The organism is Ructibacterium sp. SJQ-7, from assembly GCF_054696575.1.
Map to the genome: position 1 here is coordinate 897,578 of NZ_CP195193.1, position 22,491 is coordinate 920,068.

General features: G+C 39.3%; 19 protein-coding genes, 1 tRNA gene and 1 other RNA gene. 3 read left to right on the plus strand and 18 right to left on the minus strand.

Translation table 11 applies throughout. The features are described 5' to 3' along the window. Nucleotides 1-175 precede the first annotated feature (175 nt). From ACSAMO_RS03985 to ACSAMO_RS04015, 7 genes are all read right to left on the minus strand, one after another. On the minus strand, nucleotides 176-778 hold the full coding sequence (locus ACSAMO_RS03985; protein ID WP_499209893.1) for a putative ABC transporter permease: 603 nt from the start codon (nucleotides 776-778) through the stop codon (nucleotides 176-178). A gap of 16 nt (nucleotides 779-794) precedes the next feature. Further along, the gene (locus ACSAMO_RS03990) at nucleotides 795-1,298 is read right to left on the minus strand and encodes an HD domain-containing protein (RefSeq protein ID WP_022230116.1); all 504 of its coding nucleotides are present in this window, start codon (nucleotides 1,296-1,298) and stop codon (nucleotides 795-797) included. A gap of 150 nt (nucleotides 1,299-1,448) precedes the next feature. Next, nucleotides 1,449-3,905, minus strand: coding sequence for an S-layer homology domain-containing protein (locus ACSAMO_RS03995; protein ID WP_499209894.1), 2,457 nt, complete (start codon nucleotides 3,903-3,905; stop codon nucleotides 1,449-1,451). Nucleotides 3,906-3,995: 90 nt separating this feature from the next. After that, nucleotides 3,996-5,168 carry an ABC transporter permease gene (locus ACSAMO_RS04000; RefSeq protein ID WP_499209895.1) on the minus strand — a complete coding sequence of 391 codons (1,173 nt, stop codon included), beginning with the start codon at nucleotides 5,166-5,168 and terminating at the stop codon, nucleotides 3,996-3,998. A 2-nt stretch (nucleotides 5,169-5,170) separates the two neighbouring features. Further along, nucleotides 5,171-5,932: an ABC transporter ATP-binding protein gene (locus ACSAMO_RS04005; protein WP_022230113.1), complete on the minus strand. Its 762-nt coding sequence runs from the start codon at nucleotides 5,930-5,932 to the stop codon at nucleotides 5,171-5,173. A 17-nt stretch (nucleotides 5,933-5,949) separates the two neighbouring features. After that, a complete protein-coding gene (locus tag ACSAMO_RS04010) occupies nucleotides 5,950-8,235 on the minus strand; it encodes an efflux RND transporter periplasmic adaptor subunit (protein WP_499209896.1) in 2,286 nt (761 codons plus the stop codon). A 19-nt stretch (nucleotides 8,236-8,254) separates the two neighbouring features. After that, complete coding sequence (locus ACSAMO_RS04015) at nucleotides 8,255-8,689, minus strand: MarR family winged helix-turn-helix transcriptional regulator (protein ID WP_499209897.1); 435 nt, start codon at nucleotides 8,687-8,689, stop codon at nucleotides 8,255-8,257. A 190-nt stretch (nucleotides 8,690-8,879) separates the two neighbouring features. Here ACSAMO_RS04015 and ade point away from each other — a divergent pair, with 190 nt between their 5' ends. Further along, the gene (gene ade / locus ACSAMO_RS04020; RefSeq protein ID WP_443722903.1) at nucleotides 8,880-10,523 is read left to right on the plus strand and encodes an adenine deaminase; all 1,644 of its coding nucleotides are present in this window, start codon (nucleotides 8,880-8,882) and stop codon (nucleotides 10,521-10,523) included. 216 nt (nucleotides 10,524-10,739) lie between these two features. Here ade and ACSAMO_RS04025 read toward each other — a convergent pair whose 3' ends face one another. The 11 genes from ACSAMO_RS04025 to ACSAMO_RS04075 form a co-directional block, all read right to left on the minus strand. Continuing rightward, nucleotides 10,740-13,097, minus strand: coding sequence for a carbohydrate-binding domain-containing protein (locus ACSAMO_RS04025; protein WP_499209898.1), 2,358 nt, complete (start codon nucleotides 13,095-13,097; stop codon nucleotides 10,740-10,742). 353 nt (nucleotides 13,098-13,450) lie between these two features. Then, complete coding sequence (locus tag ACSAMO_RS04030; RefSeq protein ID WP_308456705.1) at nucleotides 13,451-14,398, minus strand: AEC family transporter; 948 nt, start codon at nucleotides 14,396-14,398, stop codon at nucleotides 13,451-13,453. Nucleotides 14,399-14,449: 51 nt separating this feature from the next. Continuing rightward, the gene (gene leuS, locus ACSAMO_RS04035; protein WP_499209899.1) at nucleotides 14,450-16,861 is read right to left on the minus strand and encodes a leucine--tRNA ligase; all 2,412 of its coding nucleotides are present in this window, start codon (nucleotides 16,859-16,861) and stop codon (nucleotides 14,450-14,452) included. 23 nt (nucleotides 16,862-16,884) lie between these two features. Next, entirely contained in the window at nucleotides 16,885-17,226 is a 342-nt protein-coding gene (gene rsfS, locus ACSAMO_RS04040) for a ribosome silencing factor (protein ID WP_022230105.1), read from the minus strand. A gap of 15 nt (nucleotides 17,227-17,241) precedes the next feature. Further along, nucleotides 17,242-17,805 (minus strand): bis(5'-nucleosyl)-tetraphosphatase (symmetrical) YqeK, encoded by a 564-nt coding sequence (yqeK, locus tag ACSAMO_RS04045; RefSeq protein ID WP_499209900.1) that lies wholly within the window; start codon nucleotides 17,803-17,805, stop codon nucleotides 17,242-17,244. Continuing rightward, the gene (nadD, locus tag ACSAMO_RS04050; RefSeq protein WP_499209901.1) at nucleotides 17,795-18,400 is read right to left on the minus strand and encodes a nicotinate-nucleotide adenylyltransferase; all 606 of its coding nucleotides are present in this window, start codon (nucleotides 18,398-18,400) and stop codon (nucleotides 17,795-17,797) included. Before nadD ends, yqeK begins: the two co-directional genes overlap by 11 nt. Next, nucleotides 18,397-18,699 (minus strand): ribosome assembly RNA-binding protein YhbY, encoded by a 303-nt coding sequence (yhbY, locus tag ACSAMO_RS04055; RefSeq protein WP_117968526.1) that lies wholly within the window; start codon nucleotides 18,697-18,699, stop codon nucleotides 18,397-18,399. Before yhbY ends, nadD begins: the two co-directional genes overlap by 4 nt. Nucleotides 18,700-18,789: 90 nt before the next feature. Continuing rightward, nucleotides 18,790-18,982: non-coding RNA, 6S RNA (gene ssrS, locus ACSAMO_RS04060), on the minus strand. A 127-nt stretch (nucleotides 18,983-19,109) separates the two neighbouring features. After that, nucleotides 19,110-19,382: a DUF1292 domain-containing protein gene (locus ACSAMO_RS04065; RefSeq protein WP_022230101.1), complete on the minus strand. Its 273-nt coding sequence runs from the start codon at nucleotides 19,380-19,382 to the stop codon at nucleotides 19,110-19,112. Between the two features lie 75 nt (nucleotides 19,383-19,457). Beyond that, nucleotides 19,458-19,874, minus strand: a complete 417-nt coding sequence (ruvX, locus tag ACSAMO_RS04070) for a Holliday junction resolvase RuvX (RefSeq protein ID WP_022230100.1) — start codon at nucleotides 19,872-19,874, stop codon at nucleotides 19,458-19,460. Then, nucleotides 19,874-21,256, minus strand: a complete 1,383-nt coding sequence (locus tag ACSAMO_RS04075; RefSeq protein WP_499209902.1) for an MATE family efflux transporter — start codon at nucleotides 21,254-21,256, stop codon at nucleotides 19,874-19,876. Before ACSAMO_RS04075 ends, ruvX begins: the two co-directional genes overlap by 1 nt. A 136-nt stretch (nucleotides 21,257-21,392) precedes the next feature. Here ACSAMO_RS04075 and ACSAMO_RS04080 point away from each other — a divergent pair, with 136 nt between their 5' ends. Both ACSAMO_RS04080 and ACSAMO_RS04085 read left to right on the plus strand, forming a co-directional pair. Beyond that, nucleotides 21,393-22,313 (plus strand): diacylglycerol/lipid kinase family protein, encoded by a 921-nt coding sequence (locus ACSAMO_RS04080; RefSeq protein ID WP_499209903.1) that lies wholly within the window; start codon nucleotides 21,393-21,395, stop codon nucleotides 22,311-22,313. A gap of 70 nt (nucleotides 22,314-22,383) precedes the next feature. Beyond that, nucleotides 22,384-22,467, plus strand: a tRNA-Leu gene (locus ACSAMO_RS04085). Nucleotides 22,468-22,491 lie beyond the last annotated feature (24 nt).

Sequence of the window (22,491 nt, forward strand, 5' to 3'; positions counted from 1 at the left end):
TCGGTATCTTATCTGTTTTTATTTTGTCTGCTTAATATTCTTGACATTCCTATTTTGATATGATACTGTTATATACAGAACCGGAGGCATATACGGACTTTGACAGTGAAATATCACCGTCTGCCCGTGCCAAAGGTTCTTTTTTACACACAAAAACGGAGCAAAAATGCTCCGTTTATCTTCTAAATGTATCTTTTATTTTTTTAATCAATCCCACACATCTGCCGTTACGCAGCTCGTCCATAAATTCGGCTTGTTTTTCCACATACCAAAGTTTTGACGAATCCATACACTTAACCGTCTTAACCGTATCCGCAATCATCACAAATGCAATTACGCACGTCATAATATGTAACGCCGGTAAACTCACGCTGCCAATCATATCAATCGTCACCGGTGCAATAAGCTTAATAAGTGCAACGGTAAATGTACCGAACGCAATTCCGCCTATAAGGCAAACACGTCCGTTTATATTACCGGGCCAACCTGTATAATCCCACCATCTCTTATGAAACAGCGTTTCCAAAAGCCACGATACAAAATATTCAAGCGAGCAGGTAACCACCATTCCCGCAAAAAACAGTATCAAAGGATTTTCAATCCATCCAAGCAATATCAAATCAAGCATTGCTCCCATACCGTATATAGGGCAAAAGCAAGTGCTTAAAAAGCCGCTGTTTACAAATTTTCTTTGTTGTATGCTGTAATATACCGTTTCATAAGCCCAGCCAATAAAGCTAAATACCGCAAAGCACAAGAAATATTGGCAAAAACTCATCATTTACCCCCCTTATTTAAATCATTTGTATTTCCTTATACAATTCAGCATAGTCCCCCGTAATCTTTGTATTTATCTTTCTGTACGCTTCTTTTTTAAATGTTTCATAAAGAGAACAATATTTATCCGCCAAACATACTATCCACCCTTCTCGGCAAGTCGGCGGAATTACAGTAAGCGGGAACATATGCTTTTTTATAATATCGCGTTCTGTATCGGTTAAATCAAAATCTCTGTCAGCATTTCTAAGAGCCGTCATAGGATGAGTAAAACCGTGTATTCTTCTCTCCTTTTCGCCGTCATGCCAATCATATAAGAAATAATCGTGCAACAATGCGCCTCTTATAAGGTCACGCTTTTTGTATTTTATACCGAAAAACTCGGCAATTTTAATACTGTAATACGCAACCGCAATCGTATGCAAAAGGCACGAAGTGTCACCGTGCTGAGTAAACTTTTCCATACGTCTTAAATGCGATTTTTGTGACAAATTATGCAAACAATACAAAACTGAATTCATTTATTCTACCGCCTTTTTAATTTACACATAGCCTTCTTTACCTATTATTATAATCACTGACATTTAATATGTCAATATATCTGCCGTCAAATTTATAAAATTTTAATATTACGCAAAAAAACAAGCGATTTTCATCGCTTGTTTTTCATCTTATTGAGCTATTATTATACGAATTCTGCCACCCAATGTCTGTGCCTTATCGTAATAAGCAGTAAGCTTATAATTTCCGTTTATAGCATCATCAAGCGTTATCTTCAGATATTTATTAACATCTGTCTTATGATATACAATCACCTTATCACTAAGCAAATATGTTTGATTATTGATTTTCGCCTCTGTACGTGTAAGCGAAGTTATATTGCTTGGATACGATGAAAGCTGACGCATACTTTCAATACCTGTCTGATTCATACTGAATCTGTGCGGACCTCTTACATTTGTTGAGAATGCAGTCGCATATGTGTTTTGCGTACCGTCTATATCAATAGTATATGTATGAGTTGTCGAATCAGCAGCAGTGATCACACCGTACTTATAAGCGTCACCCGTTATATCTTTCAATATAAGCTCTTCAATCTCACCGGCTTTATTCTTTGAATAATACAATACGCTTGAAGATTTTATCGTAACACCGTCAAGACGCTGCGGATAAATTCTTGTGTACATTGCTAAGTCGTCGCTTGCAGTTCCGGCAGTGTCAAGAATCTTCACATCGTCTGCAAGGGTATAATCGCCAAATTTATTCTTTTCGGAATTAAACTTACCGCTTACGTTGTCATACCCCTTTGCTCTTGAAAGACTTGCTTTACCGTTTGTAAATGATACATTTACTACAGCACATTTAAGCGAACTGCAATCTGATGAAGTCGCATATTCATTTACTGTTCCGTCAGGTGTAACAACCTTTGCATAGTAACTTGAATATACCGTATTATCAGGGTTTGTGAAATCTTTTTTGCCTGTTTCCGTAACAAATCCTACTGTTGTGTGTGAAGATGTGCTTTCACTTCCGCCGACAACTCCGGCTACCTCGCCGTTTCTGCCAAGAAGAAGTGTTACGGTATCACCGTACTTAAATGTTCCGCTTGATGAAAGTGCATTAAATGCATCTACGCTTTCAACAGAATACTCTTTACCCGAAATTGTAACGCTTGTCGGCGAATCCTTTGTCGGTGACGCCTTTTCGTACACGCCTGTAACCTTATCCGTATAAGCAAGCACCATATTCAAATCTTTACAATAGTAAATAATATCGTTAAGCTGAATTTCCGATGCGTCAACCTTATTACCGCTTCTCATTACCGTTGTCGAACCGTTTGTATCGAAATTCGCGATCCAATTTGAATTTGTAACCTTGACCGGTCCTTCCATATTACCCTTTTCATAGCTTACGTAATCAACATTACTTCCGTCCATCTTGACATAAAGAATGTCGCCCATTGCCATTTCATTCTTTATAGCACCGTATGTACTCTTATTCTTATCTTTGTAACAAGTTGTGCCGTCTGTTATATCAATCTGTTCAAAACTGCCGTTTTTATAACATATAACTGCATCTGAAAGAAGTGAATAGATTACATATTTATCAAAGCTGTCCGTACCTGTTTCGCTGTCTTTTGCAACAAGCATTGCATAGTCAACAGAACCGTTTGAATTTTTAAACAGCTTGAATGTATCGCCTTTTTCGGCTTGCATTGCGGCATTTTCGTATGTAAGTGCCTGTGACTTGTAATATGTAGTTGTGTTTGAATTGATGTTATACATATCGCCGTCAAGAATTATATCTGAACCGATTACATTTGAAACGGTGTATTCTTCAACTTGCTGGTCACGCGGTGTAAATGACACAAAATCTTCATCGTTCTTTACGACAATATCGCCTTTTCTGCCGACATAATCACTGTTAAAATTACCGTCAAATTCAAATGTTCCGGCTGTTGTATAGATTTTATCAGTACCAAGTGAGCTGTCCTCGTTGTGTGACGCAATAATCGTAACACCCTCAATAACTTTACTGTCAAACACTGAAGTTATAAGTTTGCTTTGATTATCTTTGATTTTTGTGTCAAGTGTATTGTAAATAAGTCTTGCAACTTGACGTCTTGTAAGTGCCTCGCCTTGCTCGGCATTTACGTTCTTTGTAATTTCAAGACTGTTTGCAAGCCCCATTTGACCGTAAGGCCATGAATCGCCGAAATCCTGTGTTGTGTATCCAAGCACCTTTAATACCATTGTAAGTGCCTCTTCATATGATACCGTATTGTCAGGTCTGAATGTTGAATCAACATATCCCTCTGCAATTCCGGCTGATACAGCGGCCTTTATGTAAGGTGCTGACCAGTGAGTATATGTAACGTCTTTAAAAGGTGATACTTTTAAACCTGTTGCTACTGTATCTTTGTAGCTTGATGACGCTACTGCAATTTTCGCAAATTCCGCTCTTGATACATTGTCATCAAGTCTTAAATTTCCGTCATCATCGCCGACCATTATATTAAGTTCCGACAAAAGCGACATAATATCTTCGTCATTGTTCCAGTCTGCCAATGCAGGCAAAGTCGATAATGACATAGCCGCCGCCAAAACAAAAGAAATTATTTTCTTCATAACTTACTTCCTTTCCGTGCAATATTATCGTACATACTATAAAATCAAGAAAACTCAGTCCGAGAGAAAATCATTCGTATCGCTGAGTTATCAATCATAACGTAAAGCATCTATCGGATTTAATTTGGCTGCTTTTTTAGCAGGCATATAGCCGAAGAACACACCTATCATCGCCGAAACCGTAAACGATACTATAATAGATGTCGGGGTCGGTAATATATCCATCCCCAAAAGTTTACCTGCCAGTATTGCCAAAAGCGAGCCTATAATAATACCGATTACACCGCCCAAACAACTAAGCATACCCGCCTCAATAACGAATTGAGAAAGTATATCTTTCTGCTTTGCACCAAGCGATTTTCTGATACCTATTTCCCTTGTACGTTCCGTAACCGACACAAGCATAATATTCATAATACCGATACCGGCAACAACAAGCGATATAGCCGCGATTGCGATAAGCATAAGTTCCATTTTATCAAGAATATCGGTTACACTGTCTGCCATAGACTTCATTGAAGTTACAGTATAGTAATCACTGTCGCCTATATCTTTATCACAAAGTGCTTCTAAAAGCAAAACCGCTTCCTCAACCTTTTCCTGGTCAACCGCATAGACAACATAGCTGCTTACGGTTGATGTACGGTTTGTGTATGACGCCAAAGTGTACGGTATATACACACAGTTATCCGAAGAATTTTCTGTCGAGTCGTCCTGTTCTTCAAGTATTCCGACAACTTCATACGGCGTACCCGTTATTTGAATAGACTTACCGAGTGCGTCACCGCCGAAAACTTCTTTTGCTATATAAGTACCGATAACGCAGACTTTCTGCTTTCTCTCAACGTCAACATATGTAAGCTCACGTCCGTATGTAATATTATACTTTTTCATTCCGAGATAGTATTCGTTTACACCTGTTGCCTGTGTTGAAATTGTATCACTGCCGTTTTTTATAAATGCAGGCATTGAAACTGTCGGTGACTGACCTGCAATAATATCGGAATGTTCTTCCGCAAGCTGTTCCATTTCTTCAGGCTTTACTTCCTTTGTCGCGGAACGGTCTTGAATTGAAACATTGATTGATTCAATACCCATTTCTTCAAATGCGTCCGTTATTTCCGATGTCATTCCCGACATAAGACTTACAAGCGCAATAACCGCCGTAATACCGATTATAATACCGAGCATTGTAAGTATCGAACGCATTTTGTTGCCGACAATACTTGACATTGCCATCTGAAAACATTTCCAAATACTCATAATCAAGTCGCCCCCTTTGCTCTTTCATCTTCGGGAGCATCTTCGCCGGCACCGTGCTGGTTCATTACTGTTATGTCACCCTCTGCCGGGCCGTCATAAACGATACGTCCGTCTGTTATACGAATGATACGTTTTGCTTTCGCCGCTATCGAGTTATCGTGAGTGATAAGAATAATCGTATTACCCTCCGCATTAAGTTTCTGCAAAAACAGCATTACTTCACGACCTGTACGCGAGTCAAGTGCACCTGTCGGCTCATCGGCAAGTATTACCGACGGATCGCCTGCTAAAGCTCTTGCTATTGACACTCTCTGTTGCTGACCACCCGAAAGCTGTGTCGGGTGGTTTTTCGCTTTTGATTTAAGTCCTACTCTGTCAAGTGAAGCAAGTGCTCTTTTCTCTTGTTCCGCGTCGCTAAGTCCCGCATACAAAAGCGGCAGTTCAACGTTTTCCAATACTGTTAATTTCGGCAGTAAGTTATATTGCTGAAATATAAATCCAAGCATTTTATTTCTTACATCAGCCAATTCATCTTGACTGTAATTATTAATTTCTCGTCCGTTTAATCTGTAAACACCCTTTGTTGCCACGTCAAGGCAACCTATAATATTCATACAAGTAGATTTACCACTACCCGACTGACCTACTATCGCAACAAATTCGCCTTTGTTTATGGTAAGAGATATTCCGTCAAGTGCGTGAACTTCCGTATCACCCATATGATAAATCTTATAAACATCTTTCATTTCTACCAATGGAGGCATTTTACTTCACCTCCGCTTTATCTTCCGCCCGGCATTCCGCCACCGCCGCCGGACATACCTCCGCCGCCTGGCATTCCGCCGCCACCGGACATTCCGCCGCCTGACATTCCTCCGCCTGACATTCCTCCGCCGGGCATTCCGCCCATATTGCCATTAGGAACTACATACATTTCTTGAGCATTTTGAACACCGAATGACGCATTCGCACTTGACGATTCTGTGTCAAGCGTTCTTACCCGGTCTTTTTCTGTTAAACCCGACTTGATTTCGATATAGTCTGTATCGTTAATTCCTGTTTCAACCTGAATTGCACGGTAACCGTCCGGTACATCTATATTAGTAGGTACACTTTCTTTAGCTGCCGAATTTTCATCCGATTTATCACCGTTCGGTGTATCGCCGCTTACAACAGGCATACCGCTTGACTGTGGCTTACTGTCTTTATTTTCGGCTTGTTTTCCGTCATCAGCTTTCTTGCCGTCCGGTTTACCCGATTTATCTTTATTACCCTTTATAATATCCGTAACATCATTTTCGTGAGTTGTTCCGTCGTCCTTTACAAATACAATATTGCCTCTGTTTACACTGTTTACAGGTACAGCAATTACATCATCAGCCTCCTCGACAACGATTTCAGCGTTTACATTCATACCCGGCAACAAATCGCCGTAATTTTCTATTTGAATTTCGATAGTGTATGTTGTTACACCGTTTTCGTTTACACCGTCTACAGGAACTTTTGTAACCACACCTTCAAATTCACCCTCTACCGCGTCTGCCGTTACAGTAGCTTTTTGACCTGTCTTAACAAGTGCTATTTCCGTTTCGTCAACGTCAATAGAGAATTTAACGCTTGACAAATCATAAATTACACAAAGCGGATCTGTTGCATTTGAAGAATCTATCGTATCGCCTGCTTTTGAGTTTTTCTTAACGACTGTACCCTCAATCGGAGCTTCTACAACATAATCGTCAACTGCGTCCTGTGCTTTTTCTATACCAAGTTCGGCATCGTCAAGTGCAAGCTGTGCGTTCTTTATGCTTGAATCCTGTGAGAAAGTATCATTTTGCAATACTTGCTTTTCAAGTGCCAAAACCGCATCATTATATGAAAGCTGTGCATTGCTCATTGTCGAGTTTTGATTATCATACTTAACATATCCGACTTTTTGACCGCTGTAAACAGAATCTCCTACCGCAATATTAAGATTTTCAAGTGTGCCTGATGCCGTTGATGTGATTGTTCCCTCGCTTACATATTCAAACTGTGCCGTATTTGCACAAGCAACTCCGTTTATTTCCGCACTGCCGTAATCATTTGTTGTAAGTGCACCGGGATTTGTGACTTCAACCGTTACATACACAACTTTAGCGTGTGCGTCTGTTGAAACGGCTGACGATGATTTTTCTTTAACAGTTCCGTAAATCGTATCGCCCGAACCTATAACAGATACTGTTGCGGCTGCGCCTGTCTGAATACTTTCGGCATCAACTTCATTAAACGGTATTCTCAGTTTCATATAAGAATCGTCATACAATGTTGCAACCGTTGCACCGGCATTGATATGGTCCCCTTCTTTTACGGATAATTCTTTAACTTTACCTGCTGAATTTGACTGTATGTACTGATTGTTTTTAGTATCATTAAGCGAATTTAATGCCTTTGTTACTGCATTTTGTGCAGACTTTGTACCGATATTGTTTGAAGAAACGGTCTGTGCCTTTTGCTTTACTGCGTCAACATATGCCTGTTGTGCTTTTGCAAGTGCATTTTTTGCCGTACTCAAAGAATTTTGAGCGTCACTGTCCTCAAATTGATAAAGCTTATCACCTTTCTTAACAACGTCACCCTCTTTGAATGTATCACTTGTTATATCGCCAGATTTGATTGTCGTTACGTTATACGAATCATTCGGCTCGATAGATGATGAACCTGTGATTGTATTTGTGATAGTACGACGTTCAACCGGCGAATCGGTATACATAACTTTTACGGCACTGTTGTTTTTGGACTTTATAATAAGTCCCGAACACACGCCTGCAAGTATTGCTATTACAAGAATAATTATAAGTAATTTCTTTCCTATCTTAAACTTACTGATAAAGAACTTCTTGTTTTGCTTGTCATATCCAATAAATTTCTTTTTCGGTTTCTTTTCTTCTTCCTCACTGTCGCCGTCATCATCTGAAAATCCAGATACTTCTTCAAAAGTGAGTTCGTCTGCATTTATATCTTCTGTGTTAGATACTTCTGCGTCGCTTTCTAAAAGCTTTTGCTCCTTTTCAGAAGTAAAATCTACCATATTCTTGCCTCCTGCACCTTTATATTTTTAAACTTATCTGCTCTGCGACTTTAGTTAATTTATCGCAAAACATTTTAAGGTCTGCTTCATCTACATCTCTGAAATATTCCTGTAAGTTTCTGATTATAACTTTCCTTTGATTTTCATATGCTTTTCTGCCCTCGTCAGTAAGAACTATATAACTCTTACGCTTATCGGTTGTATCCGATATACTTTTAACCAAGTTTTTTTTCTTCAAAGCCTTTATGCTTTGAGAAATAGCCGCCTTACTGACTTTTAAAATGTCACTCATCATAGTGACCGTCATCATTTTTCCGTCATTTGCGGACTGAGTAAGTAAATTCAACATCATATAATCGCCCCTTGACATTTCCTCAAAAGGACACTTTGAAAGAAACCACAGCTTTATCCTGCTTACGATTTCCCAACATTGAAGAAACATTTCTTCTTTCACCGTGTATCCCCCCACACACCGTAATATTAAATTTTGTTAATTTACTTAACCATTTTACCACCACAATTATTCAAAGTCAATATTTACACTTTTGATACAATATGAATTTACACTTTATTCACATTTCATTTGAATATTATTAACTTTTAGTATATAATAACTGTATCATAATTATACGAGGTGATATTAAGTGAAAAAAACATATATTGATACGGCTATGGAACGTATCGCACCTGATTTAATACTTAAAGGCGGAAACGTTGTTGATGTTTTTTCGGGCAGAGTTATTAAAGCCGATGTTATTATAAAAGACGGTATTATCTGCGGTGTCGGTTCATACAGCGGTGAAAACGAACAAGACGTTTCCGGCAAATATATTATGCCGGGTTTTATCGATTCGCACGTTCATATTGAATCATCTATGACGCAGCCGTCCGAATATGCAAAGGCAGTTATGCCTCACGGTATTACAACCGTTATTGCCGATCCTCACGAAATAACAAACGTATGCGGTGAGGACGGTCTTGAATTTATGTTAAAGTCTGCGAAAAATATTCCGCTTGACGTAAATCTTATGTTGCCGTCATGTGTACCTGCAACGCCTTTTGAACATACAGGTGCTAATCTCGACGCAAAAACAACTCAAAAACTTGCACCTAAATTCTTCGGTATCGGTGAAATGATGAATTATCCCGGTATTGTTTCAGGTGATGATGAAACACTCGGTAAGCTGTGTCTTGACATCATTGACGGTCACGCACCTTTGCTTTCGGGTCATGAGCTTGACGCATATGCAAGTGTCGGTATAAAAACCGACCACGAATGCAGTGTCGTTGAAGAAATGACCGAAAAGATAAGCAAAGGTATGTATATTCTTCTTCGTGAGGGTACGCTTTCGCTTGACGTTGCAAAACTTATCAAGGGTGTAACCCCTTACACGTTAAGACGTTGTGCGTTTTGTACCGATGACAGATTTGTCGGCGAAATTATTCGTGACGGCAGTATTGACCACTGTATCAGAAAAGCCGTTTCACTCGGTCTTAACAATATTGACGCAATCATCATGGCAACGCTTAACGCTTGTGAAATCTACGGTATGAAGAATAAAGGGGCAATCGCTCCGTCATACGTTGCCGATATTGTCGTTGCCGATGATTTGAATTTAAGTTCAATATCACAAGTCTACAAAAACGGCAAACTTGTATGTGAAAACGGTAAAGCATTGTTTGAATGCGAAACAGTTGACAATTCAAAAGTTACAAATACTGTTCATCTGCCGAAAATATCAGCCGACTTCTTCAAGACTGATGTTAAAGACAAATTTGACGCTATCGAACTTATACCCGAAAGTATTATCACAAAAAAGGTTACTGTATCGTATTCCGACAGCCTTTCTAAAGTATGCGTTATCGAACGTCATCATAATTTAGGTACAAAGGGTATCGGATTTGTAACCAATTACGGAATTACAAACGGTGCTATCGCCACTTCTATCGGTCACGACAGCCATAATGTAATCGTTATCGGCGATAACGACAGCGATATGGCACTTGCCGTAAATACTCTCGGTACAAGCGGCGGTATTGCAGTTTGTTCAGAGGGTAAAGTTATCGCATCAATGACTCTTGATATTGCGGGACTTATGTCCTTAAAATCAGCCGATGAAGTTACAAGAGAACACGATAACCTTTACAGTGCCGCAAAAGTGCTTAATATAACAGATAAAATCGATCCGTTTTTGTCACTTGCATTTTTGCCGCTACCTGTAATCCCCGAAGTTCGTATTACCGATTCGGGACTTTTCGATGTTATTAATTTTAAATTTGTGGAATGATGTTTTATTTTGCGGAAGGGCGATCATTGGTCGCCCTTTTTCTGTTCCTCTACCACCCCATCAGTCGACTATGTCGACAGCTCCCCTCTATGGGAGCCTTACTAATACCTCTCCTTGAGGAGAGGTAGCACGCAGTGTCGGAGTGATGGCTGTTATTCGGCGTCCTTTTTCACATTCCAACACGTTAAGGCAAGCCGATATGGCTTGCCTTATTTATTAATTTGTTGCACTTGTGTCGGTTGTGTTATCCGTTGTTTTTTGTCTGTGACTACCGCCGAAACCCGAATTTGACTTTGTTCCTATCTTCGTTATACTGCTTTCAATTTCGGCACTTCCGACTTCTTCACCGCTTGCGTAAACCGTATACATTTCACCTGTTTTAAGTTTATCCGATGAGTACACAATCTTACTTCCGCCTTTAACGGCTGTATACTCAGCGATTGTCTTACCGTTTGAATCAGTTATCTTAACTTCATCACCCGCGGAAATCTGTGAAGTTGTGTATGCCAAAATTACGTTTTGAGCAGAGTAACTGTTCGGATTCTCATCCATACCGCTGCCGCTTACACCTATAATTGTACCGCCGTTTACTATAAACGCACCGTCTGTATCAAAAGCACTTTCTGCACCCGTTGCCTGTGCGTCAACCGTAACAGTACCGCCATTGATGAACAATGAACCGTTTGAATCAATACCGTCTGCATCGGCAACTATTTTAATATTACCGCCGTTGATTTGGATATGATGTTCACTGTCCTGTTCATTACCCTCGGCTTGTTGCATATTCGGCGGTGTCATTTGTCCGCCGTTTTGGTCGCTTGACATATCCGGCGGTGTCATTTGACTACCGTTCTGGTCGCTTGACATATCCGGCGGTGTCATTTGATTACCGTCCTGTCCGTTTGACATTTCCGGAGGTATCATTTGTCCGCCGTTTTGGTCGCTTGGCATTTCAGGCGGTGTCATTTGATTACCGCCCTGTCCGTTACTGTTTCGTCTGCCAATTTGACCTCTGCCGCCCTGCTGACCGCCTTGCATATTAGTACCGCCGCCGAAACCGCCGTTTTGATTTGCACCTGTACCGCCTGAATTAAATCCGTCATCACTTGCAGTTATGTCAATATTACCGCCGTTTATCGTCAAAATCTCCTTACTTTCAATACCCTCGGTTGATTTTGTTATCGTTATATCACCGTCATCAATCGTTACATCACCATGACCTGATATACCTTTTTTACTCTCCGACGATAAATTAAGTGTACCGCCCGTAATATTTATATCAGACGTACAATGAATAGCATGGTCTGTTGAATTAACTGTAACTTCACCGCCCGATATATCAAGCATCCAATCCGCTTTTATACCTTTGCTTGAAGTATCTTCACTGTCGTCACTTTCTTCTGTTTGCGTAAATTGATTATTATTCATTTGTTCACGCATTGATTGAATTTCATCATCTGTCATTTGTGACAAATCTTTCATTTCACCTCGACCGCCGAAGTCATTAGATGTACTTGCCTTAACCTCGCCTGTTGTCGTAACATTCACTTCACCGTCCGATATATCAAGTATTTCTTCTGCTTGAATTCCGTCACCCTCTGCAGTAACATTTACAGTACCTCCGCTTATCGCAAGTGTGTCATTTGCATGAATACCGTCATTTTTTGCATTTACGGTAATATTTCCGTTACCGATTTCAATGCTGTTACTGCTGAAAATACCGTGATTATAATTTCCGTTTACGCTAAGTGAGCCACTGCCCTTAATTTCAAGATTATCTCTTGATGTTATACAGCCTTTTTCATTTTCATCACCGCTTGTGTAATTTTCTCCGTCCGTCAAAGTATTTTCGGTATTGTCCGTCAAAGTGATATAAGCCTTGTCGGCATTCTTTACATATACAGCCGAGCCGTTTTTATTTGTAAGACTCATACCCGACAAACGAAGTTTAACTTTTTCTTCGGTGTCAATAACAATTTGACCGTCATCAAGTGTGCCTGTGACTTCAAAGTCACCGCCCTTTGAAATTGTTATAATGTTATCCGATACGCTTATACCGTCACCTGTAACTTCAACATTGTCAAGATCAACCGTTCCTGTGTTGTTTTTCCAAGACTCGTCCTCATCATCTTGCGGAGTGGTTATTGTAACTGTGTTGTTCTTTTCGTTCCACTCAACATCAAGTCCGAGCATATCGCTTATTGCACGAATCGGAACAAGTGTTCTTCCGTCCTCGATTATAGGTGAAACATCAAATGAATATGTTTCGTCATTCTTAGTCATATCACTGCTGCCGATAGTCATTTGTATAGTCTTTGACTTTTTCTTTGCGGTTATCGTCTGTGTGTCGCTGTCCCATTTAACCTTTGCACCGAATGTTTCAAATATGGTACGCATAGGAACCATTACTCTGTCATCTACGATTTCAGGCTGAACGTCAAAGCTGATATTTTCACCGTCATATGTAACCGTAATATCATTGCTTTTTGCCAAAACACATCCGCTGCCGATTGTTGCGGTAATTGCAACTACTGCTGCTATACTTATTATCTTTTTCTTTAATCCGATATTCATTTTTATTACCCCTTTCCTTTATGTTGATTTCATTATACATTTAGTTTCTTAAATAAACCTTAAAGGAAGAATTTTATTTATGAATATTTTGTTAATAAAAAAAATGACTACGAATATGTAGCCATCTCAAATTGCAGACAAAACCATAATGGTTTTGTCTACTTTATTTTATGGTGTTTGAGGTGCTAACCTCATTGAAAATCATTTCTGGCGACCTGTGCGGCAGAAATGGCTTAAAATCTAAAGTTTCGACTTTGGAGGAACTTTATGATTTTTTCTCTGAAAATACTCAAAAATTACATCGTAAGATGTGATTTTTGGGGCAGGCGACAAGTTGTCGCCTGCCGTTCTCTTTATATTATATATCCGAAGTACCTCGCAACAAAAATCCAAAATGTAAGGCACAATGACGACATAAGCGTCGTTGCAACGACCACGCTTGATGTAAGCACACCCTCGTGCCCCATATTTTTAGCCATAATATAGCTTGACGGAGTTGTCGGTGAGCCAAGCATTATAATAAGTGCAACAAGTGCTTGGTCACGGAAACCGAGCTTTATTGCTATCGGCAAAAATACCGCCGGCAGAACAACAAGTTTAATCATAGTTGCCGCTATTGTCGGCTTAATTTTCGCTATCGCTTTTCGTCCCTCAAAGCCCGCACCGATTGTTATAAGTGCAAGCGGTGATGCCATTTTTGCAAGCGATGCTAATGTTTTATCAATTATTTCGGGAAAATCAATTTTCAAAAGTGACGCCGCAACACCCAAAACAATACCTATTATAATAGGATTTTTAACAATATTAATAAGTGAATTTATAATATTGCCTTTGCCGTCGCCGTCCTTTTCCCCCTCAAAAGTCAAAACAAGCACCGCAAATATATTGAAAAGCGGTACACAGCCGATAATCATAACAGGCGCCATTCCGCTGTCGCCGTATATATTTTGAATAAACGCAACACCCAATATCGCCGCACTGCTACGATAACCGGCTTGTACAAACTCACCCACTATCTTTTTATCTTTAATCAAAAACTTTGCCGCAATCCACAATCCGAAAAATGCCACTGTCGTAACCAATGCACAATACAAAACATATGTAATATCAAAATCGCCGATTATATCGGTAGTTGACAAGTCAACAAACAACAGCACCGGCAACGTCACAACAAAGTTAAACTTATTCGCCGTCTTAACAAATCCGTCATTTAGAATTCCTATCTGTTTCAGAACGTATCCGACCACTATAACAAGGAATACGGGAAGTGTCGCATTAAGACTGTAAATTAAACTATCCATATTTACTCCTTAAAAGAGAGTGTTGCGATGCAACACTCTCCATGTTCTCTGTTATTTTACAACTATATTAACAAGTTTACCCGGTACTGCAATCACCTTGACAACATTCTTACCCTCGATAAGTCCTTTTATCTTTTCGGTATTCATTGCCGCCTCTTGTGTGCCGTCCTTATCAAGACCTGCCGGAATCATAAGTTTATCCTTAATTTTACCATTAATCTGTACAACGATTTCAATTTCATCATCAACAGTCTTGCCCTCGTCATATTTCGGCCATGGCTGAAGTGAAAGAAGTTCGCCGTTACCGTAAGTCAGCCACAATTCTTCTGTCATATGAGGCGCAACAGGGTTTAGAAGTGTAATAAGCGTCTTATATTCGCCCTTTGTTACACTGCCTTTCTTTGAAAAATCATTTACAAGACTCATCATAGTTGCAATAGCCGTATTGAACTTCATTCTCTCGAAGTCCTCGCCGACTTTCTTTATAGTCTTATTCATATTCTTTTCAAGGTCAGCACTGTAACCTTCTTCGTCATTTACGATTGACTGCAAGTTCCATACTCTTTCAAGGAACTTATAACAACCTTTCAAACCTTGCTGTGACCATGGAGTTGACTGATCGAATGCACCGATGAACATTTCATATGTTCTGAATGCGTCCGCACCGAATTCTTCTACAACTTCATCAGGATTTACAACATTACCTCTTGACTTAGACATCTTTTCATTGTTCTCACCAAGAATCATACCGTGTGAAGTACGTTTCATATACGGTTCTTTTGTAGGAACTACGCCTATATCATATAGGAACTTATGCCAGAAACGTGAATACAAAAGGTGAAGTGTTGTATGCTCCATACCGCCGTTATACCAATCGACAGGTGACCAATATTCCAACGCCTCTTTTGACGCAAGTGCCTCATCATTATGCGGATCCATATATCTTAGGAAATACCAGCTTGAACCAGCCCACTGCGGCATTGTATCTGTTTCTCTTTGTGCCTTACCGCCGCAGCACGGACAAGTTGTTTCAATCCAATCATATGCTTTTGCAAGCGGTGATTCACCGTTTTCACCCGGTTCAAATGTTTCAATTTCAGGAAGTTCCAAAGGAAGTTCACTTTCAGGAATAGGCACCCAACCGCATTTATCACAATGTACAAGCGGAATAGGTTCACCCCAATAACGTTGACGTGAGAATACCCAGTCACGAAGTTTGAAGTTTACTTTTCTCTTCCCAAGACCTTGCTTTTCAAGCCATTCAATCATTGTAGGAATAGCCTCTTTTACCGGAAGACCGTTTAGGAACTCGGAATTTACCATATTACCCTTGTATACATCTGTATAAGCCTCTTCTTGTACGTTCTTACCGCCTGAAACAACTTCGATAATCGGAAGATTAAATTTCTTTGCGAAATCCCAGTCACGGCTGTCGTGTGCAGGAACTGCCATAATTGCACCTGTACCGTAAGTTACAAGTACATAGTCAGAAATAAATACAGGAAGTTTTGCACCGTTTGCAGGATTTACTGCATAAATTCCCTCAAGTTTAACACCTGTCTTTTCCTTTGCAAGCTCTGTTCTTTCAAATTCAGACTTCTTTGCCGCCTCTGTCTTATATGCAAGCACTTCATCATAATTTGTAATTGAATCTTTCATCTTTTCGATAAGCGGATGTTCAGGTGACATAACTGTATAAGTTGCACCGAAAAGTGTATCTGCACGCGTTGTGTAAACAATCATTTCATCGCCTGTTGAAAGTTTAAACTTAACCTCTGCGCCCTCACTTCTGCCTATCCAGTTTTTCTGCTGTGTTTTAATCTTTTCAAGATAATTTACATCGTCAAGGTCATCGATAAGACGTTGTGCGTACTCGGTGATTTTAAGCATCCATTGGCTCTTTCTCTTTTGAACAACTTCACTTCCGCATCTTTCGCAAACACCGTTTACAACTTCTTCGTTTGAAAGTCCTACTTTACAACCGGTACACCAGTTAATCGGCATTTCCTGCTTATATGCAAGTCCGTGCTTAAAAAGCTGCAAGAATATCCACTGTGTCCATTTATAATAGCTCGGATCGGTTGTGTTAATTTCTCTTGACCAGTCGAATGAGAAACCAAGCATTTTAAGCTGACGTGTAAAGTTAGCAATATTCTTTGCCGTTACGATTTTCGGGTGTACCTTGTTTTTAATAGCAAAGTTTTCAGTCGGAAGTCCGAATGCGTCCCAGCCTATCGGATAAAGTACGTTGTAACCCTCCATACGACGCTTTCTTGCGATAATATCAAGTGCCGTATAACTTCTCGGATGACCTACGTGCAAGCCCGCACCTGACGGATACGGGAACTCTATCATTGTATAAAATTTAGGCTTTTTGCTGTTTGTTTCAGCGTGGAATGCACCTGTTTCTTCCCACTTATCTTGCCATTTTTTTTCAATAGCTTTAAAGTTGTAACTCTCCATTTGTATATTTGCTCCTTTAAAATTTATTCTTCTTCTGATTCGTCTACGTTACCGACGTCGTCCCAAAGACGTTCAATAGCATAAAATTCACGCATTTCGTGCTGCATAACGTGAACGATTACGTCACCGCAGTCAACCAAAATCCAGCTGCCGCCTCTGTAACCCTCTTTATGATTTATCTCAAAGCCTGCCTCTTCAAGCTTTTCTTCAATTTCATCAACACACGCTCTTACCTGTACCGTTGACTGACAAGACGCAACAACAAAGTAATCCGCAAGTGATGTCTGCTCTGCAACGTCAAGCACTTCTATATTTGTCGCTTTCTTATCTTCAAGTGCCTTTTGAATAATTTCAACCTTAGTCATTTAGTGTCCCTCCTTTTATTTTCCGTTCATCAGCATATAATTCCATGCCGATAATGTATTGGGGTGTATTATTTTATTTTTCTGTGCGTTAAATACAATGCTTTGTTTAAGTCCAAGAATAAATGCCCTGTCAATATTTTCGTACGCCGCTTTCCTAAGCTCCTCCACTCCGTCAAAATCACGCATAGGCTCAATCATATCCGCAATATAGATTATCTTATCCAAAAGCGACATATTCTTCTTTGCGACCGTGTGGCACATTATCGCGTCAAGCACGTCTTTGTCGTTCACTCCATACTCAGCCTTTGCGATTTTTGCACCGAGCGGTGCATGAATGACAGGCTTACACGCAAGCGTTATATCATCAAGCACAACACCGTACTTTTGACAAAGTTCTATCTGTTCGTCTGTGTCATAACACTTTGCACAATCGTGCAAAATTCCGGCTGTGTATGCTTTTTCGGTATCTGCACCGTACTTTTCGGCAAGCTTTACCGCTTCGTCACACACTCCAAGGCTGTGCTTATATCGTTTTTCGCTTAGCATACTCTTTAATTTATTCTTGTAATTATCTATCATTTTCGTTTCCCTTATAAAGATGATACTTATTTATATAATCTCTAACATTTTCAGGCAGCATATATCTTACCGTCTGACCGTTTTTCACTCTGTTTCTTATATCCGTTGAAGATATTCTAAAAACGGGTGCTGATATAGGAAATATCCGACCGTTCATTTTTTCTTTTACGGCCTTTATCGTTTCCGTAAGCGACTTTAGCGATTTTCTCGGAAATACAAGCAGCGAACACATTTCAAGTATTTTATCGGGCTTGTACCACTTATCAAAATCATTAAGCGAATCTTCACCGATTATAAAAAACAAATCGTCATTCGGATATTTTTCTTTTAAATATCCAAGCGTGTTTACCGTATACGATTTTTCACTGCGATTAATTTCAAAATCGTCCTCCTCAAAAGCACTGTTATCCGCTATGGCAATATGCGTCATTTCAAAGCGTTGTTTTGCCGTAACGTTCGCACTCTTATGAGGCGGATTGCCGTCCGTTATAAATATCACACGGTCAAGTCCGTATTCCTCCCTTGCCATTTCCGCAATTAAGAGATGTGCGTTATGGATAGGATTGAACGTACCGCCCATTATTCCTATTTTCATTTCCTCGGCAACTCGATTTTTCTGTATTTTTCTTCATCGGATTTACGATAAATTATAAACTTATTTCCGATTGCCTGCACCGGCTCCGCTCCAAGACGTTCCGCAACGTAATTGCAGGTGTCGCGAGTATCAAGCATTGCAGTTTCAAGTATATGCACCTTTAAAATTTCACGTTTTGTAAGTGCTTTGTTAAGTCCGTCAATAAATGCGTCGGTAACACCTTCTTTGCCTATTTGGAATATAGGTTCAAGCTGATGCGCCATTTTTCTTAAATACGCTCTTTGTTTTCCTGTTATCATTAATATCCTCCGAAGTAATTTTTATCATAAATATACATATTTAATTATATCATTTCAATATTGTATTGTCAATAAAAAAACAGGCAATAAAAAAACCCCAAAATAACCGTCAGTTAAAGTCGAGTTTCTACCTGCTCATGCAGGTGGGCTAAATCCCGTTTACTTTATATGTCCACTGGCATTCCCGAAGGAACGGAGGCGTATACGCCATAAACGGAGATAATATCCCTTTTAAGAAGTGTTGGTAAAAAAAAGACTTTTAAACGCGAAATCTCAGGGTAATTAGCTATTTTGTTTTTCTGTTATTATAATAGCACATAATGAACAAAATTTCAATAGGAAATTTATAGTTTTTCAAAAAAACTTACAAAACGAATTATTTTGACATTACCTCTATGGTTTTGCCGATATTATTCTTCGTTTGCCATTTCCTCATCACGTCTTAAAAATTCATTAAATGCAGCCTCAAGTCTTGCCTCATCCTCAACCATTACAAGCTCAGCCTCTTCTGACTCAACGTCACCCTCAACCTGCATAATAAGAACTTCATCATTTTCCTGACCTTCAGGAAGAACTTCAAGAAGTGCGAAATATGTTACACCTTCAAATTCAAATACATCGATTGTTTCAAATTCAATCATACAACCGTGTTCATCTTCAAGCATTATTATGTTATTTTCCATTATAAAAATTCCTTTCTCTTTCCGTTATTTATTTTAACTATTTATATTGTAATATATACCACTTGAAATGTCAATCTATTTATTTTTTTGCGAACTTAAATATCCGTCAAGTATTATGCACGCCGCAACGGTATCCAATACATCTTTTCGTTTTTTTCCGCGTGTATTTGTTTCATTCAGAAACCTTGCCGCACCGACAGACGAAAGTCTTTCATCCCAAAATACAATTTCGCCGTCATATATTGTTTTAAGTGCGTCGGCAAATTCGTGCGTTGCGTCAACACGAAAGCCCTCACTTCCGTCCATATTTTTCGGCAGACCGATAACTATTTTTTCGGGTTTGTATTCGTCAAGTATTTCCTTTAATTCGGTCAGTAATTTTTCGGTACCTCTGTTTTTTATCGTTCTTACGCCTTGTGCCATAAAGCCAAGCAAATCACTTACCGCAATGCCCACTCTTGCGTCACCGTAATCTATTCCGAGTATTCTCATTATACTTCCTCCCTGTTAAAATCTCTTGCAAGCGATTTTATCCATTTATTTTTATTTATACGAATGACCGACACCAAACTTTTTAACGGCTCATCACTTTTCATCAAAATCAATACAAGCGGTACAGGCAACCTTAAAAGTGAACCTATCAGCGCAAGCGGTGTTGCAACACACCAAAGCGTAATAATTTCCGCAAACATACAAAATCTCGTATCTCCTCCGCCGCGAAGTATTCCGACAATCGTAACAGATGAAACCGATACAAATATAGTTATGAACGCAATCGTTACCATCAATTCATTTGCAAGTGCCTTTGTTTCGGGCGGAATTGTGTAGAAATTGATAACAAAATTCTTCAAAAGCAATATAACTCCGCAGGCAATAACGCCGATAACATAGCTTAAATATTTTAATGTTTTTGCTTCAACCTTTGCCCTTTCGATTTTTCCCGAACCGATAGATTTACCTATTATAATTCCTGCTGCATTAGCGATACCGAATATAACAACCGTTGAAAGCTGTTGCACCATTGACGCGATTGAATTGGCTGCAACGGGGTCACCGGCTGAATATTTAATGTGTCCGAGTATTGCCGCTTGTGCTGATACACCGAGCGACCACATAACTTCATTTATAAATACAGGCAATCCGTGTTGAAACAAGTCAAGCGCAAATATCTTGTCAAACAAGAACAAATGCTTAGGTTTAAAATTAAGACGTTTGTCAATGCAGAAAATGTATATACTTACTATCAAAAATTCAAGTATTCTTGCTGTGAGAGTTGCAATCGCCGCACCGCGAATACCCAGCGCCGGTGCTCCGAGATTACCGAAAATAAGCACCCAATTCAAAAATACGTTTGTACAGAACGATGTAATATTTACCACAACAGATATTTTCACAAGCTCTATACTTCTTATACAGCATATCATCGTATTGCTTAGACCAAACAAAATATACGCAAAACCGATAATACGCAGATATGATATTCCTGCCGCGATTATTTCATCATTGTTTGAATATATCCCCATCACGGCTTGCGGAAATATAAGTACCGCAAGTGCCATAAGTGTTGAAATGACAAACGCAACTTTTAATATAATCGAATAAATCGACCGTATTGACGCAGTATCACGTTTTCCCCAATATTGCGCACTAAGTACCGTTGATGCACCCGCCAAGCCGAAACAGACAAGCGATAAAATGAAAAACGGCTGATTTGCAAGCGATGATGCTGACAAAAACACACCCGTATCGTCTGCTCGTCCCAACATAATCGTATCCATCATACTTGTCGCAAAACTGATAAGATTTTGCAGTGCAATCGGTATTGTTATTGTGAGCAGATTAATGTAAAATCTCTTTTCCTTTACTATATGCAATTATTTCCCCTCCTATTGTTGCATAATAGTAATATTATACACGCAAACTACATTAATAGCAAGTATTTTCTTGACTATTTTCTTTTAAAAAGGTATAATTTATCTATAAAATACTTAAAAGTTTGAGGTGATTTCTATGACAAAGAAAATGCTTTTTATTTTTAATCCACATTCAGGTAAAGGGCAAATAAAAAATCATCTTCTTGATATTCTCGATAAATTTGCCAAAGCCGAATATGACATTACAGTCCGTCCGACTCAAGAACGTTTGGACGCTTACAATTATATAAAAAATAACGGTGATAAGTTTGACCGAATTGTTGTATCAGGCGGCGACGGTACTTTAAATGAAGCAGTAAAAGGACTTATGGAATTTGACGCCGACAAAAGACCTTGTCTTGGATATATTCCAACAGGCACAACAAACGACTTTGCCTCTACTCTTGAATTGCCGAAAAGTATAGCGAAATCGTCCGATATTGCCGTAAACGGCGTTCCGTTTAAATGCGATATAGGTAAGTTTAACAGTACGACTTTTAACTATGTTGCCGCATTCGGTGCATTTACCGATGTTCCTTATGATACACCGCAGGAAGCAAAAAACATTCTCGGTCATACCGCATATGTTTTGGAGGGTATGAAACGGCTTTCTTCCCTTCCGTCTTATCACGTTAAAATAAAATACGATAACGGCGAATTTGAAGGCGATATATTCCTATGCATGATTTTAAACGCAACCTCCGTTGCGGGATTGCATAAAACAAAACAACTTAAAAATGTAGATTTGAATGACGGATTGTTTGAAATGCTCGTTTTTAAACGTCCGACTAATCTTATCGAATTTCAAAATATTCTTATTAATCTTATGCGTGGAGAAAATTCCGGCGATGAATATTTGTTTGCAAAATCTTCGTATTTTGAATTTGAATGTGATGAGAATATTAAATGGACCCTTGACGGCGAATACGGCGGCAATCCTAAACATACCGTCATAAATGTTGTGCCGTCCGCTATGACTTTTATCATTGATAAAACGCATAATATGTTGAAAGAATAAAAAAATTAATTTTTTTATAAAAAAGTATTGACAAATCAACTTTTCACTGCTATAATATATTATGTTGTTTGCAGATGTGGCGGAATTGGCAGACGCGCTAGACTTAGGATCTAGTGTCACCGACGTGGGGGTTCAAGTCCCTTCATCTGCACCATACCGAGTGTTCTTACAAAACTTT

Bases quoted from the DNA above. Each gene is read 5' to 3' on its own strand.
- yqeK (WP_499209900.1), bottom strand. From the start codon at position 17,805: ATGATAGATAATTACAAGAATAAATTAAAGAGTATGCTAAGCGAAAAA.
- ruvX (WP_022230100.1), bottom strand. From the start codon at position 19,874: ATGAGAATACTCGGAATAGATTACGGTGACGCAAGAGTGGGCATTGCG.
- ACSAMO_RS04005 (WP_022230113.1), bottom strand. From the start codon at position 5,932: ATGCCTCCATTGGTAGAAATGAAAGATGTTTATAAGATTTATCATATG.
- nadD (WP_499209901.1), bottom strand. From the start codon at position 18,400: ATGAAAATAGGAATAATGGGCGGTACGTTCAATCCTATCCATAACGCA.
- ACSAMO_RS04080 (WP_499209903.1), top strand. From the start codon at position 21,393: ATGACAAAGAAAATGCTTTTTATTTTTAATCCACATTCAGGTAAAGGG.
- ACSAMO_RS04030 (WP_308456705.1), bottom strand. From the start codon at position 14,398: ATGGATAGTTTAATTTACAGTCTTAATGCGACACTTCCCGTATTCCTT.
- ACSAMO_RS04065 (WP_022230101.1), bottom strand. From the start codon at position 19,382: ATGGAAAATAACATAATAATGCTTGAAGATGAACACGGTTGTATGATT.
- ACSAMO_RS04010 (WP_499209896.1), bottom strand. From the start codon at position 8,235: ATGGTAGATTTTACTTCTGAAAAGGAGCAAAAGCTTTTAGAAAGCGAC.
- yhbY (WP_117968526.1), bottom strand. From the start codon at position 18,699: ATGATAACAGGAAAACAAAGAGCGTATTTAAGAAAAATGGCGCATCAG.
- rsfS (WP_022230105.1), bottom strand. From the start codon at position 17,226: ATGACTAAGGTTGAAATTATTCAAAAGGCACTTGAAGATAAGAAAGCG.
- ACSAMO_RS04000 (WP_499209895.1), bottom strand. From the start codon at position 5,168: ATGAGTATTTGGAAATGTTTTCAGATGGCAATGTCAAGTATTGTCGGC.
- ACSAMO_RS03985 (WP_499209893.1), bottom strand. From the start codon at position 778: ATGAGTTTTTGCCAATATTTCTTGTGCTTTGCGGTATTTAGCTTTATT.
- ACSAMO_RS03990 (WP_022230116.1), bottom strand. From the start codon at position 1,298: ATGAATTCAGTTTTGTATTGTTTGCATAATTTGTCACAAAAATCGCAT.
- ACSAMO_RS04025 (WP_499209898.1), bottom strand. From the start codon at position 13,097: ATGAATATCGGATTAAAGAAAAAGATAATAAGTATAGCAGCAGTAGTT.
- ACSAMO_RS03995 (WP_499209894.1), bottom strand. From the start codon at position 3,905: ATGAAGAAAATAATTTCTTTTGTTTTGGCGGCGGCTATGTCATTATCG.
- leuS (WP_499209899.1), bottom strand. From the start codon at position 16,861: ATGGAGAGTTACAACTTTAAAGCTATTGAAAAAAAATGGCAAGATAAG.